We start from the raw sequence: 13,645 nt of genomic DNA, 5'->3' as shown, positions 1-13,645 counted from the left end.
ACGGATATTAGATGTGAACGGGATTGGCAGCAGGCATAAAAAAACGGATAAGTGAGCAAACAGGATGATCAGAATACAGGATACATATCGAATTTGGGCTGCTTCTGGGGCGGCCTATGACGGAAAATCGAACATTGATAGGAGGGCAGCAAATTAAAGCTTAGGGAGGGCAAGGGATGATCAGACAGCTGACGGCAGAGGATCATGAGCAGTGCTATGCTTTTGTAGCGAAAAAGCCTGCTGAAAATCTTTTTTTTATAGGAGATATTGAAGCATTCGGCTACAGTGAACCTTTTCAGAAAATCTGGGGTGATTTTGATGACAAGGGAACATTGAGAGGAGTGCTCTTAAAATACGAAATCAACTATATTCCTTATGCGGATGGCGATTTTGATGCGGAAGGCTTTGCAGAAATCATGAAAGGCGATCCGGAATGGAGAATGCTTTCAGGTCTTGAAGAGGTAACACGAAAGCTAGAACCATTTCTAGATCGGACCATTCAGAAGCGGGTGCTGTATTATGCGAAATGCGATAAGCTTGAGCAAATTGCTGAAAGGGAATCCTATGTAGCGGTGAAAAGGGCTGTACTCGAGGATGCGGAAAGAATAATTGATTTGTACAGACAAATCGATGAATTTACTTCAGGAAGTGATAATGCAGAAAGCCGGCGCAGAAATATGGAAAAGGGTGTTTCCAGAACGTGCTATGTGGAGGAAAATGGATTGATGGTGAGCGCGGCTTCTACTGCGGCTGAAAATACACTGTCAGCCATGATTGTCGGAGTTTGCACCTTGAACGAACATAAGCGGAAAGGCTATGCGACCCGGTGCATGCTAAAGCTTTGCAAAGAAGTGCTTGAGGAAGGCCGGGAACTTTGCTTGTTTTACGATAATCCTGAAGCAGGGAAAATTTATAAGCGGATTGGATTCAAGGATATAGGCAAGTGGACCATGTATAATTGTTCATGAACCGGCTGTTGCCATAAAGGGCGAAAGCCGGCTGTATGAACAATCGGGGAATACTGTTTATTTGTCAAACCACGCTTTTCTCAATAACAGCATCCCAGTTTTAATCTCCTCCTCTGTCACCCCTCCAAATCCAAGGAAAATCAGCGGGCGATCCGGCTGTGAATGGATGTAATAGGGGGAGGTCGGGTAGACTTTGACCCCGTGTTGCGAAGCAGAGGCAATCAGTTCTGCTTCGCTCATCCCATTCATGACTTCAAGCAGAAAATGGGTGCCTGATTTTTCCCCAATGAATCGGACATCTCCTTTGAAAACCTCGTTTACGTGCTTCAGCAGCAGCGAATGCTTTTTCCGGTAATGGGTTCTCATTCTGTTTAAATGCTGCTCCCACCATCCGTTTGCCATAAAAATAGAAAGGGCGTGCTGATGAAACCTGGATACCGTTTGCTTTTCCGTCATAAGCTCCTCCTGTCCCGACTCCAGCAGTTTTAGGGGAAGAACCGCGTAGCTAATACGCAGGGAAGGGATGAAGGTTTTTGAAAAAGTGCCTAAGTATAGAACATCCCCGTTTTCGCTTAAGCTATGTAAAGAGGGAATCGGTTTTCCTTCATACCTGAATTCTCCGTCATAATCATCCTCTATAATCCATGCATTGCTTCGCAGTGCAGACCAGTTTAGAAGTTCCATTCTTCGCTGTACAGGCATTACTGTGCCCAGCGGGAATTGATGGGAAGGAGTTACATACACAGCAGATGCCGGGGTTTTTGCCAAAGCCTCTGCTTGAATGCCGCTTTCATCAAGAGCGATCGGTTCGATCCGGTGATTACTTAGCGTCTGCCGTGTCCGGTGGTAACCGGGGTCTTCTACTGCAATGCAGCTATCCTTTAGCATGCGTGAAATTTTTCCGAGAAGCATTTGTGTGCCGCATCCTACTATGACTTGATTTGAACGGCATCTTACCCCTCTCGTCTGGTGCAGATAGCGGGCTATTTCCCTCCTGAATGCAGCTTCGCCAAAGGGATGGCCTGTATGGTAAAGCTCCTCATGGTCAAGAGCCTCCGCTGAACACTTTTTCCATTGGGCGTAGGGGAATTTTGCAGGATCCACTGTCTGGCTGAAATCAATGACGTTTCCATTTATCACGGTCTCAGGTTCAGAATCAGCAGGTGCCGGTTTTTCTTCAAAGCAAATGACTCCGGGTTCAAACTCAAGCACGAACCAGCCTCTTCTGGGAATGGATTTAACATACCCCTCTGCCTCCAGCTGGGTGTATGCAGACTCTACTGTATTAATACTGACATTTTGAAGAAGAGCCAGTTTTCTCTTTGAAGGGAGCTTTGCCCCGGGGTGCAGGCTGCCGTTGGCAATATTCCTTTTAATATGATCATAAATTTGGATGAACATGGGCTTATTTTGATGAAAAAATAGAGTTTCCATAAACAGCTCCCTCCATCTCTGGACCTGCCGAAAATGAAAAAACTGACTCTCCCGGCCATTCCAGATTCTTGTTATATTCATCTTATCATAAAGGAGGAATGAGAAATGGAGAGAGTAGGAGAGCTTATCGGAGAGTCTGAATGGATAAAGGGTTACCCAATCATTAAACAGCTTCGGCCGCATTTGGATGAAATAACGTTTATTGATTTAGTCGCTTTAGCAGCCCGGGAGGAAAATTATCGGGTGAAGCTTATGTACAGCGGATTAGAGCCAGTAGCCTATATTGGATTCCAGCCGATGATTACTCTATATTATGGAAAATACATCTGGGTTTCAGATTTAGCAGCTGATCAGAATCACCGGTCCAGAGGATTTGGAAAACGTCTCCTTGAGCACGTGGAATATGAGGCAAAAGACAATGGCTATGAAGGGATTGCACTCTCTTCCAATCTTCAAAGAACAGCGGCCCACCGGTTTTACGAGGAGAAGATGGGGTATGAGAGGTCGGGCTACACGTTTAAAAAAGGATTTTGAATGGCACGTAAATTCCAAAAGGAACTTTGGAGAATACAGCTTCCTGTTCCGCTGCCCTGGTCCAGGCTTCATAAAGAAAACAGGGAAACGCTGATTTGCGTCTCCCTGTTTTCAGATAGTCCAATTGTTTATAACCCATTCAGAAAATCGCGGCTCGCCTTGTTTCCAACCAGTGCTTCTGCTCTTTGGGGGTCTGCTTCTTCCGGTTCATTTGATGAAAGCTTATAAATGAGGATGCGCTTTACAGCTTCATCTATTCTTTCCTGTTTGATTTTTCCAGATTTTATTGCTGCCACGATTCCGTCATACACTTCCACCTGATTTTTGTATTCGTGACAGACCAGTAAAAGATCTGCCCCTGCATTTACGGCTTCTACTCCCATATCTTTGTAGGTGTAGTACTTATTTACGGCACCCATTTCCAAATCATCCGTCACTACAATTCCTTCGAAGCCGAGCTTTTTCCGCAAGAGATCTTTTATAATGACGGGAGAAAGGCTTGCTGGTTTTTCTTTATCATAAGCCGGATATTTTATATGCGTAACAAGTGTAAAAAAGTTTTGGTTATCTGTTTCCGCAATGATCCGTTTAAACGGATAAATGTCTGAATTCTCCAAATCAAGCTGATCTGCCTCGACTGCTGAGGAATCCTTGTGAGGATCCACCTGGCTTCGTCCGTTTCCGGGAAAATGCTTAAGTGCACCCGTTATTCCGGCATCATTCAGTCCTTTTATGGAAGAAGTACCATACTCATATGTTTTTTCAGGATTTTCTCCAAAGGACCGGGTATCTGTCGAAGATAAATCTAAAACAGGTGCAAGGTTAATTGTAATTCCCATTGCTGAAAGCTCTTTCCCGTTTAAATTGGCTACATCGTATACATCTGCTGCAGTCGATGTATGCCCCAGCTGCTGCTGTGAAGGAATTGGAGACACCTTTTCTTTCATCCGGGTAACCATTCCGCCTTCCTGATCCACAGAGATCATTAGGGGCAGGGATAACGGGCTCTTTTTGGCAGCGTTTTGCAGGGAATTTGTCAGTTCAGCCACTTGTCCGGGAGACTCCATATTGCGGTCGAATAATATAATCCCGCCAGCTGAACGGTTGTTAATAAAATCAGCGGCATCCCCAGCAGCTTCTTTTCCTCTGATGCCGACCATCATTATCTGCCCCGCTTTTTGTTCCGCCGTCATGGAAGAGAGGATTTTTTTTGCTTCCTCTTCAGGAGGCAAGGTTTCTTTCTCAGGCTCAGGTTTATTTGAAGAGAACCCTTCTTTTTTTGTGTGAATGGAAGGGCTTTTTTTTCCTTCTGAATGATTTGACGCCATCCAATACCAAATTCCAGCTGAAAGTCCAATCAGCAAAATCAAAATTGCCGGAAGGATAAAAGGTTTGTTTTTCATCTATTCTGTTCGTGAACCTGTCTGATCAATGCTCGGTGACTTTAGTTTCCATGCCCCATCTTCATTAACAAGCGTCCAACTTCCTTTCCAAGACTGAACAAGCACGGAACCGTCCTCCTGCTTATCCCGGGAAATCATTTCAAAGCTCGCAGAAGCATTGATCCCATCGTCTTCGTCAACCGAAACATAGAGGATTTCGTTAGAGATATTATCTTTCATGCCTTTTGCCCAGTTGTCTACTGTATATTTTGCTTGTCTTGAAGAATCAAACAGGTTAAATGCTGCTTCGTACTCACCACTGGAAATGCTTGTGTAATGAGACCGGATCACGTCTTCAATCTCGCTTGTGCTGCTTGCAAATTCCGGATCAGCCTCATAATCGTCAAACAGGTCTTCTGCAGCTTCTTCTTCAAACCATAGGTCCAGACTTTCTTCTGCATTGACTACCGGCTGGATGCTGCTCTTGAACGTCTTACCATTTTCCTTGCGCTCTGCGTGAAGCTTTAATGACCCATCGGCTGTAATAGGACCGAATTCGTACGCTTCCTCTATCGTCATCCCGGTAGATTTCCCGTTTACAAACAGGATGGCATCGGAATAATTAGAAGATACATACACTTGATCCCCTGACATATCCAATTCTGTATACAGTTTTTCGCTATCATTCCATGATTCAAGGACTTCGCTTTGCTCTACCTTTGCGAATTTTGTTTCACGCAGTCCGGAAACCGTGTGTTCTCCCGGGAGATAAGGGCCAAACGTTAACGCTTTTTCTTTCGAGGCAGTCTTTTCATTCTTTCCATCAATTTGAACGAGTGTGTCGTCTTCATTTACTTGAACCTCAATATAGACAGGCTGGGCATATACAGCATACTCGTCAAATATCATCCACTTCTTCCCTTTTGGAATTAGGTGTATTTGACTTTCTTCAAACCCAGCCGTGCCGCCATTTTCTAAAGAGCCGGATTCTAGGGTTTGAGCGGATTCAGTTAGGGAATTGATTAAACCGTCCTTCAAATCTGGATTATTGTCCAAATAGGAGAGCCATAGCGATGCCTGGGCTGCATCAGCGGTTTTAAGCTGTGCGTTCCCATGCTGAATCATTTCAGCTATTTGCTTTGCATCTTTTTTCTCGATTGCCTGAATGAATTGTTCGGCCGTTTTAACAGGAGAGTACATGGAGTCCAACAATTTATAAACCCCGAAGAACAAAATCGCTGCCGCGGCAATGCTTATTGCCATAACCTTGGTTTTTTTGCTCATCGGCTGTCTTGGTGCTCTCTGAGGTGCAGGCTGCTCAGAGGCATGCTCTTGCAGGGATTGTCCACAATTTGTACAATACTCCGTTTCTGAAGTCATTTTGTTTCCGCAATTTTTACAAAATCTCACGATGATTCACTCCTAATGTATGAAAGTATAAATTACCTATAAAATAGTCAGTATAATTAGAGTTAACCACAACTATTTACTTATGAAAAGTGAAATATATGTAAAAGAGGAAAAGATATGCATTAGGTTGCGCAGACTAAACAAGGCTAAGAAAACGAACCGCTTGTTCAATTAAAATAATTTTGGATGCTATCTATGCGCCATGCCTGTCTATTCACCTAGAAAAATAGACCCTTTTTTAAAATATATTAAGGCATGTTTAGCTGCCTCCATTCAATGAAATTCCTGAATATTCAGCATTTATCCCCAAATGGTGCAAACGAAGGTCCTTCGAATTTTGCTAAAGCATCGGGTTAATTTAGGCATTCTGTTTCATTTACTAAATATTCTGAAAAATTTATGATATGGAAAAGGAGGCGAGACAATGGGAAAGGGAAGAATCAGAGTGGAGGAGCGTATTAAAGTTGAGACTAATGAAGAAATGTACAAAGCCACCCTCGTTGACCAGAATAGCACAAAGGAAAAGAAATAATCCCAATTCCATGAATCAAAGCCGCACTGCCTTTTCACTAAACGATATTTAACATTCCGTCCTTGCTTTAAGCTGCCAGCCCCCGAAACTGGCAGCTTTTTTCAATCCATCTGTTTACTATCCTCTAAACAAGGTATATAAGAAAAAAGGACAGGATTCCAGCACTTGTAACGAATGCTATAGTATAATTCTGTTCGACGAACGCGAAAAGGAGAGACGAAGGAGTGCCGGAATCACTTTTTACATATGAGAACTTAACACAGATGGGAATCAGCATTGGGATCCTGGTGTTGTTTTTAATTCTGAGAAAGCTTTTTACAAAATACATTTTTCACTTAATTATGAAAATCAGCAGGAGAACTCCGACAGAATTTTTCACCCATGTCCTCCTGTCATTTGAAAAACCGCTGCGCTGGCTGTTTGTATCAATTGGTGTCTATCTGGCCATCGTATACTCCCCATTCTTTACAAACAGCATGGAAATTGTCCATGAGTTGTACCGTTCCGCCATTGTCATTGTAATTTCGTGGGGTCTGTATAATCTGACAGGCTCATCCTCACTGTTTTTCAATAAGGTGAATACAAGATTCGATCTCGGTATTGATGATATTTTAGTCCCGTTTCTTTCAAAACTCATGCGGTTTGTTATCGTAGCGCTAAGCTTCAGTATCGTGGCCCAGGAATTTGATTATGATGTGAATGGTTTCGTGGCAGGGCTCGGCCTCGGGGGGCTTGCTTTTGCCCTTGCCGCCAAGGATACAATCGGAAACTTTCTTGGGGGAATCGTCATCATTACTGAAAAACCTTTTACAATCGGGGATTGGATTAAAGCTCCAAGTGTGGAAGGCGTTGTAGAGGATATTACGTTTAGAAGCACGAAAATCCGTACGTTTCCGCAGGCGCTGGTCACCGTACCGAATTCAACTCTCTCAAATGAACCGATCACCAACTGGACGAAAATGGGGAAGAGGCAGATCAACTTTTCCATCGGAGTTACTTATGGGACAACACAAGAACAGCTTAAGGATTGTGTCCGAAGAATTGAAAAGATGCTGATCGATCATGATGGAATCGATGATGAAATCGTGCAGGTTACATTTAACGCATTTAGTGCCAGCAGCCTGGACGTGCTGATTAATTGCTTTACGAAAACAACCATATACGGGGAGCATTTGAAAATTAAGCAAGACATTAACTTGAAAATTATGAGTATATTGGAAGAGGAGGGTGCAAGCTTCGCATTCCCAAGCCAGACACTGTATATCGAGCAAACCTCTCAAAAGGATGATAGTCAAGCTAAAGAAAAGCAGTATTCTTGAAAATTCTACAGCATAGGGGCAGGTTTTTGCTTTGAATCCAAACGTTCATCAATTAGCCGGATGGCTGAGAGAATCAAAGGTCATTTCAGTAATGACAGGAGCAGGTGTCAGCACGGAATCCGGCATACCGGATTTTCGTTCTTCCAGAGGATTATGGACGGAGGATTTCTCCCGTACAGAGGTGATGAGCCGGTCCTATTATGAAAAAAATCCTGAACTCTTTTGGAAATACTTTAAGGAAATTTTTCAAACAAAATTAAGCATGCAGCATCAGCCAAATAAAGGACATTTGTTTCTGAAGGATTTGGAGCTTGCCGGGAAAGAGGTCCATGTCTTTACTCAAAACGTGGATGGACTCCATCAGAAAGCCGGAAGCAGATCCGTTTACAACATGCACGGTTCCATTCAGACTGCTACATGTCCTAAATGCGCCGCAGCATATGATCTGACCAGTATTCATGAGGAGGATGTGCCGAGATGTAATGCCCGCTTAGAAAGCGGAAGCAGGTGCGGCTCTATCCTGAAGCCGGATGTTGTTCTTTTTGGTGACATGGTTCAGCATATAGAGGACATTTATCATACAGTCGACCGATCGGATCTGCTGCTTGTAATGGGCACATCACTGGAAGTCTATCCAGTCAACCAGATTCCAAAGGACTTCCGTTTCAGGGGTAACAAAAGGATGGTGTTCATCAACCGTGAACCAACAATGATGGATAATTTATTCGATCTCGTCATTCATGAATCCATCGGTGAAATAGCAAGACAGCTTTCTGTAAAGCTGGAGCTGTAAAAGTCATTGTAACGCCTCTGGATTTTACAGAGGTTTTTTGTTTGGCTCTGTTAGAATGTCAGACAACGCGCCTGAGGGGGGTGAATGTCAGACAATGATGTCAGACAACAATGTCAGACAACGCGCCTGAAAGGGTGAATGTCAGACAACAATGTCAGACAACGCGCCTGAAAGGGTGAATGTCAGACAAGAATGTCAGACAACGCGCCTGAAAGGGTGAATGTCAGACAAGAATGTCAGACAACGCGCCTGAAAGGGTGAATGTCAGACAACAATGTCAGACAACGCGCCTGAAAGGGTGAATGTCAGACAAGAATGTCAGACAACGCGCCTGAAAGGGTGAATGTCAGACAACAATGTCAGACAACGCGCCTGAAGGGGGTAAATGTCAGACAACAATGTCAGACAACGCGCCTGAAAGGGTAAATGTCAGACAACAATGTCAGACAACGCGCCTGAAAGGGTGAATGTCAGACAACAATGTCAGACATAATAAAATGGTCTCAATCTTCCCTGATCAGCTCAGCCTGGCTCAAACGTTGACTTCATGTCTGCCGCGGCAAGCAGCATAGATTAGCGGATGCCTGTTACCATTTAAACAAACAGGCTTTCCGTATTTCTGATCATTCATTTGACTAAAATGCGATTACCATGTATATTAAGTTCGTAAGATTAAACGTTTAAAATGTTAAACATAATGAAAGAGGAGGATAAACGTATGAACTCAAAAGATTATACATTGGTAACAGGTGCTTCCGGAGGGATTGGGTTAGAGCTTGCCAAACTGGCTGCCAGTAAAGGCCACAGCCTTGTGCTGAGCGCCAGAAACGAACAAAAACTCTATGAAATTAAGCAAAGCTTTGAAAAAGAGTACAATGCCCAGGTGATCATCCACCCGGCGGATTTATCTAAGCCTGAGGAAATCAGCCAGCTGGGAGAGGTGCTTAAGAGCAGAGAAATCCACGTCTCCTATTTAATCAACAATGCAGGCTTCGGGCTGTATGGAGAATTTCTGGATACAGATCTTCAGGATGAATTAAATATGATTGATCTAAATATCAGGTCTCTTACTCATCTAACCAAGATGTTCCTCCCGGGGATGGCAGAAAAAAACAAGGGAGGAATTCTAAATGTTGCATCCATAGCTGCTTTCCAGCCGGGGCCATTAATGGCTGTATATTATGCTACAAAGGCATATGTTCTTTCCTTTACAGAGGCTCTTGAAAATGAACTAAATAAAACAAATATCCATATATCTGCACTTTGCCCCGGTCCTACTGAAACCGGCTTTTTCGAAAGAGCAGAGCTTGAAAATTCTAAGCTGTTTAAAAATGGAGTGATGCCGGCTGATCAAGTGGCAAAGATTGGATTTGATGGGTGGATGAATGGAAAAACCGTGATCATCCCAGGGATCCAGAATAAACTTCTGGTTGGTTCTGTCCGTTTTATGCCGAGAAAAATGGTTACATCTGTTGTAAGGAAGGTTCAGGGAAAGGATCAATAACGATGCCAGGAAGATCTGCACTGGTGTATAATAAATGTAATTGATTGAAGAAAGGCTGATTTGCATGTCAGAATCCGTTTTAGAAATTTTTCGCTCTTGTACACCAATTTTTCAAGCGCTTGGAGATCCTGCAAGGCAGGATATTATTTTACTGCTGGCAAAACACGATACACTTACGGTAAATCAAATCGCTGAGCAGTCCCATCTTTCCAGACCGGCAATCTCGCACCATCTCAAGGTTCTACGGGACAATCACCTTGTAGAGATTGAGCAAAAAGGAACCCAGCGGTATTATTCATTGTCATTGAATCAGTCTGTCAATTTGCTTAAACAGCTAATATTTAAAATAGAAGAAGAGTGTGATCTTTAAGTAAACATGATTCACTCCGGGCAAAATGTTTATACAATTAAACGTTTGAACATTTTGCAGGAAGTGGGGGGCTTCTCGCCAAAGAGGATAAAGAAACACGATGAACGAAGGGGACGGCGTCAAATGGACATGCTGTCCCCTTCGTTTTGTCGAAAAATAGTTTATTATTCAGCACATCCTGCGACGACAATAGGACTTTTTTACGATATATTCATAACTACATAAAAGCATCACCGATATCTTATAGGAGGATTTACCTTGATCGCATCCAAAAACAGACTCATGCTATGGGTATCCGCTGCAGGAATCCTGATCGCCTGCGGTATACAAAGCATTCATCGTATTTCGCCCATGCATTGGGAAAAGCAGCATGCTGACCATTACTCACCCATTATACTGGCCTCTATCCTTATTCCGGTTATTTTTTTGCTATTCGCTATCTCTTTCTATAAAAAGCACAGCAGCCACAAACTCATTCCGCTCTTCATCATTCTAACGCTTACGTTTACCAGCATTGCGATGATTGTTTCAGGTGAAGGAATGGTTGTTTATCATTTTTCAATCTTTTTAGTGGTTGCACTGGCTGCATACTATGACACTATTAAACTTATTTCAGTGATGACCGTGTTATTTGCCATTCCGCATCTTCTTGCCATGTTCGCCTTTACGGATCTGTTTTTTGGGGATCACGATTATACGTGGTTCATGTTTTTTATACACGCTTTCTATCTGGTCCTTACCTCTGGAGGGATTTCATGGCAAATTTATACGAAGAATAAAATGACCGAGGAGCTCCTTCGGAAAAACGAATGGCAAAAGCAGTCCCTCGAGCGTTTGACTGAAGAACTTGGCTATACTGCGGGCCGGATTGTAGAAAATGTTGATAAACTGACCGAGCATGCCGAAGAAACAACGGCAGTGAGCAGCTCCATTGAAAAGACAGCGGCTGAAGCAGCTGCAGGTGCAATTGCAAATGTGGCAGAAGCCAAACAGAGTGAGAGAAAAATGCTTTCCATGCAAACGGGAGCCTCGGAAATTGCCAGCGCCGCATCAGAGATTCTGAACCGGTCAATAAAAGCCAATCAGCTTGTAGCGGCAGGTAAAGAGTCACTTGGAAAAACAGAGCAGCAAATTCAGACAATTCACCAAACCTTTGAAAAACTTGCCCTGTCTGTCCAGTCCCTTGAGGGACAATCGATTGAAATAGGAGGCATTGTTTCTGAAATTTCTTCCATTGCAGATCAAACCAATCTTCTAGCGTTAAATGCTGCCATTGAAGCGGCACGAGCGGGCGAATCGGGCAAGGGCTTTGCCGTAGTTGCTGACGAAGTCCGCAAGCTCGCAGCTAAATCAAACGAGTCAACAGAGAAGATCCGGTCTTTAATTGAAACGATTCAAACCAACATTGGGAAAGTAACAGAGGAGATGAACAGCGGTACCTCGGTAGTAGAAGAAGGTTTGCTTAAAGCGGAAACTGCAGCTGCTGCGTTTGAGCAGATTGATGCCGCTTCAAATGAGGTGGCTGCCGGGACAAACAGGGTGGCGGAGGAAGTCGGCCGTTTTGTCCAGCACATAACCGAGGTCAGCCATTCTATTTCAAATATGTCGGCTGCTCTTCAGCTAAGCCAATCAGCAAGCGGAGAGATCGCTTCTGGCATGGAAGGGCAATTACAGGCCGTTCATCATGTGCGAAGCATCATCGAATCGTTGGGAGAGCTTACAGTCAGTATGAATGGACTGGTAACGACCCTCGGAAAAAACAAGTGAGAAGCAGCGGCCACGCTGTTTTTTTCTGTTGATCCATTTCTTCTGCAGCCGTCCGCTTTATTGACGAATCGCCTTGCTCCTCAAACGCTTTTCCTGGAGTCCATCTGTCCCAAAGGGTTTCATAGTTCTTCAGCACACGAAAGGGTTAAAACATCCCAAATTAAGCGTGAAGAAGAATACTCATCAATTTTACCTGTTTAAAGGATCCTTGTTGACTTTCCAGGCATCTGTGTATTACAATTGCAATTAACAAAATGTTAATTAAAAAGTTGGTGATCGATTGGAAAAAAAGAACCCGAATCATGAAGCCTTAGAGCATTACCGTGTGAGCGACTACAGAACGCCGGATGGCTATACATCCGATATCGCAGTGTTTACCCTTCACTCAGAAAAAATGGAGCATAAGCCCCCGGTCGTCAGTTTAATGCTATTGCTGATTAAAAGAACAGAAATGACGGCAGAAGGAATCCCGAATATTGAGGGCGGCAAATGGGCACTTCCGGGAGGTTTTGTCCAGCCGGATGAGACCGCGCTTGAAGCTGCGCACAGAGAACTGCTGGAGGAAACAGGTGTACGCGGGATCCATATGAAGCATTACGGGATGTATGACAGACCTGGCAGAGACCCGCGCGGCTGGATTTTATCCAACGCTCATTACGCCATTGTCCCGGAAGATGCCCTTAAAGATAGACGGGCTGAGGATGATGCGGCTGAAGTGCAGCTTTTCCGACTCGAGGATTTGGATTCCATCCAGCTTGCTTTTGATCACAGCCGGCTGATCACTGATGCCATCAGGGAAATAAGATCTGATTTATTGCAGACTACAGCCGTAAAAAATTTTTTGCCGGGCGAATTTACTTACTCCGAGCTTCAGGCCGTTTTGCTTACAGTGACCGATGATCCGGCCATCAAAAGCGATCAATCGTTTGCCAGAAAAATAAAGACCCTGCCTTTTATTAAAGAAGCTGAAGGGAAAATGACAGCGAGAACATCGAAGAAACCTGCCAAACTGTACCGGTTCACAGATCTGGACGTTATCAAGCCGATTTATACAGCTCGCTATTGAACAGGAGGAATGAAAATGACCAAAGCTTTACTTGTGATTGATTACACAAATGATTTTGTAGCTGAGGATGGGGCGCTTACTTGCGGAAAGCCGGGTCAGTCAATCGAACCGGAGATCGTCAGAATTACCGAAGAGTTTATAGAGTTAAAGGAACCGGTGATTTTTGCTGTGGATGTTCATAAAAGGAATGACCCGTTCCATCCGGAGACGGCTCTTTATCCGCCGCATAATATCGAAGGGACAGAGGGAAGGCACCTTTACGGCAGGCTTCAAGAAGTTTACAGCAAAAACAAGCAGGCTGATCATGTGATTTGGATGGACAAAACACGGTACAGCGCATTTGCAGGAACAAATTTGGAAATCCTTCTCAGAGAGAGAGGAATCAACGACATTCATCTTATCGGCGTATGTACGGATATATGTGTTCTTCATACGGCTGTTGATGCTTACAACAAAGGATTTAGAATCACCGTTTATGAACAAGCAGCTGCAAGCTTTGACCAGGAAGGCCACAAATGGGCACTGAGACATTTTAAAGGCAGCTTAAACGCACAAATTCTGTAGCT

Annotated in this window: 13 protein-coding genes; 10 read left to right on the top strand and 3 right to left on the bottom strand. The window is 43.8% G+C overall.

Features of this window, described 5'->3' with window-relative positions; genetic code table 11:
- Positions 1–176 precede the first annotated feature (176 nt).
- Complete coding sequence (locus ACQCV8_RS16245) at positions 177–968, top strand: GNAT family N-acetyltransferase (protein ID WP_426846158.1); 792 nt, start codon at positions 177–179, stop codon at positions 966–968.
- A 57-nt stretch (positions 969–1,025) separates the two neighbouring features.
- On the opposite strand, the gene ACQCV8_RS16240 is transcribed toward ACQCV8_RS16245, so the two are convergent.
- Complete coding sequence (locus ACQCV8_RS16240; RefSeq protein ID WP_426846157.1) at positions 1,026–2,402, bottom strand: PLP-dependent aminotransferase family protein; 1,377 nt, start codon at positions 2,400–2,402, stop codon at positions 1,026–1,028.
- A 105-nt stretch (positions 2,403–2,507) separates the two neighbouring features.
- On the opposite strand from ACQCV8_RS16240, the gene ACQCV8_RS16235 reads away from it, so the two are divergent.
- Entirely contained in the window at positions 2,508–2,936 is a 429-nt protein-coding gene (locus tag ACQCV8_RS16235) for a GNAT family N-acetyltransferase (RefSeq protein WP_426846155.1), read from the top strand.
- A 128-nt stretch (positions 2,937–3,064) separates the two neighbouring features.
- On the opposite strand, the gene nagZ is transcribed toward ACQCV8_RS16235, so the two are convergent.
- Positions 3,065–4,339, bottom strand: coding sequence for a beta-N-acetylhexosaminidase (gene nagZ, locus ACQCV8_RS16230; RefSeq protein WP_426846153.1), 1,275 nt, complete (start codon positions 4,337–4,339; stop codon positions 3,065–3,067).
- Positions 4,340–5,728 (bottom strand): zinc ribbon domain-containing protein, encoded by a 1,389-nt coding sequence (locus ACQCV8_RS16225; protein ID WP_426846152.1) that lies wholly within the window; start codon positions 5,726–5,728, stop codon positions 4,340–4,342.
- Between the two features lie 424 nt (positions 5,729–6,152).
- Here ACQCV8_RS16225 and ACQCV8_RS16220 point away from each other — a divergent pair, with 424 nt between their 5' ends.
- The 8 genes from ACQCV8_RS16220 to ACQCV8_RS16185 all read left to right on the top strand — a co-directional run bounded on the left by ACQCV8_RS16220 (position 6,153) and on the right by ACQCV8_RS16185 (position 13,643).
- Entirely contained in the window at positions 6,153–6,260 is a 108-nt protein-coding gene (locus ACQCV8_RS16220) for a YhdX family protein (protein WP_426846151.1), read from the top strand.
- A 263-nt stretch (positions 6,261–6,523) separates the two neighbouring features.
- Positions 6,524–7,579 (top strand): mechanosensitive ion channel family protein, encoded by a 1,056-nt coding sequence (locus ACQCV8_RS16215; RefSeq protein ID WP_426846241.1) that lies wholly within the window; start codon positions 6,524–6,526, stop codon positions 7,577–7,579.
- Between the two features lie 31 nt (positions 7,580–7,610).
- A complete protein-coding gene (locus tag ACQCV8_RS16210; protein WP_426846149.1) occupies positions 7,611–8,372 on the top strand; it encodes an NAD-dependent protein deacylase in 762 nt (253 codons plus the stop codon).
- A 718-nt stretch (positions 8,373–9,090) separates the two neighbouring features.
- Complete coding sequence (locus tag ACQCV8_RS16205) at positions 9,091–9,876, top strand: SDR family NAD(P)-dependent oxidoreductase (protein ID WP_426846147.1); 786 nt, start codon at positions 9,091–9,093, stop codon at positions 9,874–9,876.
- Positions 9,877–9,940: 64 nt separating this feature from the next.
- Positions 9,941–10,246 carry an ArsR/SmtB family transcription factor gene (locus ACQCV8_RS16200; protein ID WP_426846145.1) on the top strand — a complete coding sequence of 102 codons (306 nt, stop codon included), beginning with the start codon at positions 9,941–9,943 and terminating at the stop codon, positions 10,244–10,246.
- A gap of 258 nt (positions 10,247–10,504) precedes the next feature.
- A complete protein-coding gene (locus ACQCV8_RS16195; RefSeq protein ID WP_426846143.1) occupies positions 10,505–12,013 on the top strand; it encodes a methyl-accepting chemotaxis protein in 1,509 nt (502 codons plus the stop codon).
- 280 nt (positions 12,014–12,293) lie between these two features.
- Positions 12,294–13,079 (top strand): NUDIX hydrolase, encoded by a 786-nt coding sequence (locus ACQCV8_RS16190; RefSeq protein WP_426846141.1) that lies wholly within the window; start codon positions 12,294–12,296, stop codon positions 13,077–13,079.
- 15 nt (positions 13,080–13,094) lie between these two features.
- On the top strand, positions 13,095–13,643 hold the full coding sequence (locus ACQCV8_RS16185; protein WP_426846139.1) for a cysteine hydrolase family protein: 549 nt from the start codon (positions 13,095–13,097) through the stop codon (positions 13,641–13,643).
- The last annotated feature ends 2 nt before the right edge of the window (positions 13,644–13,645 follow it).

This window comes from Metabacillus sp. 84, from assembly GCF_050107715.1.
GTDB lineage: Bacteria > Bacillota > Bacilli > Bacillales > Bacillaceae > Metabacillus_B.
Note: the sequence above shows the minus strand (reverse complement) of the source record. Positions and strands in the feature narration are given on the sequence as shown.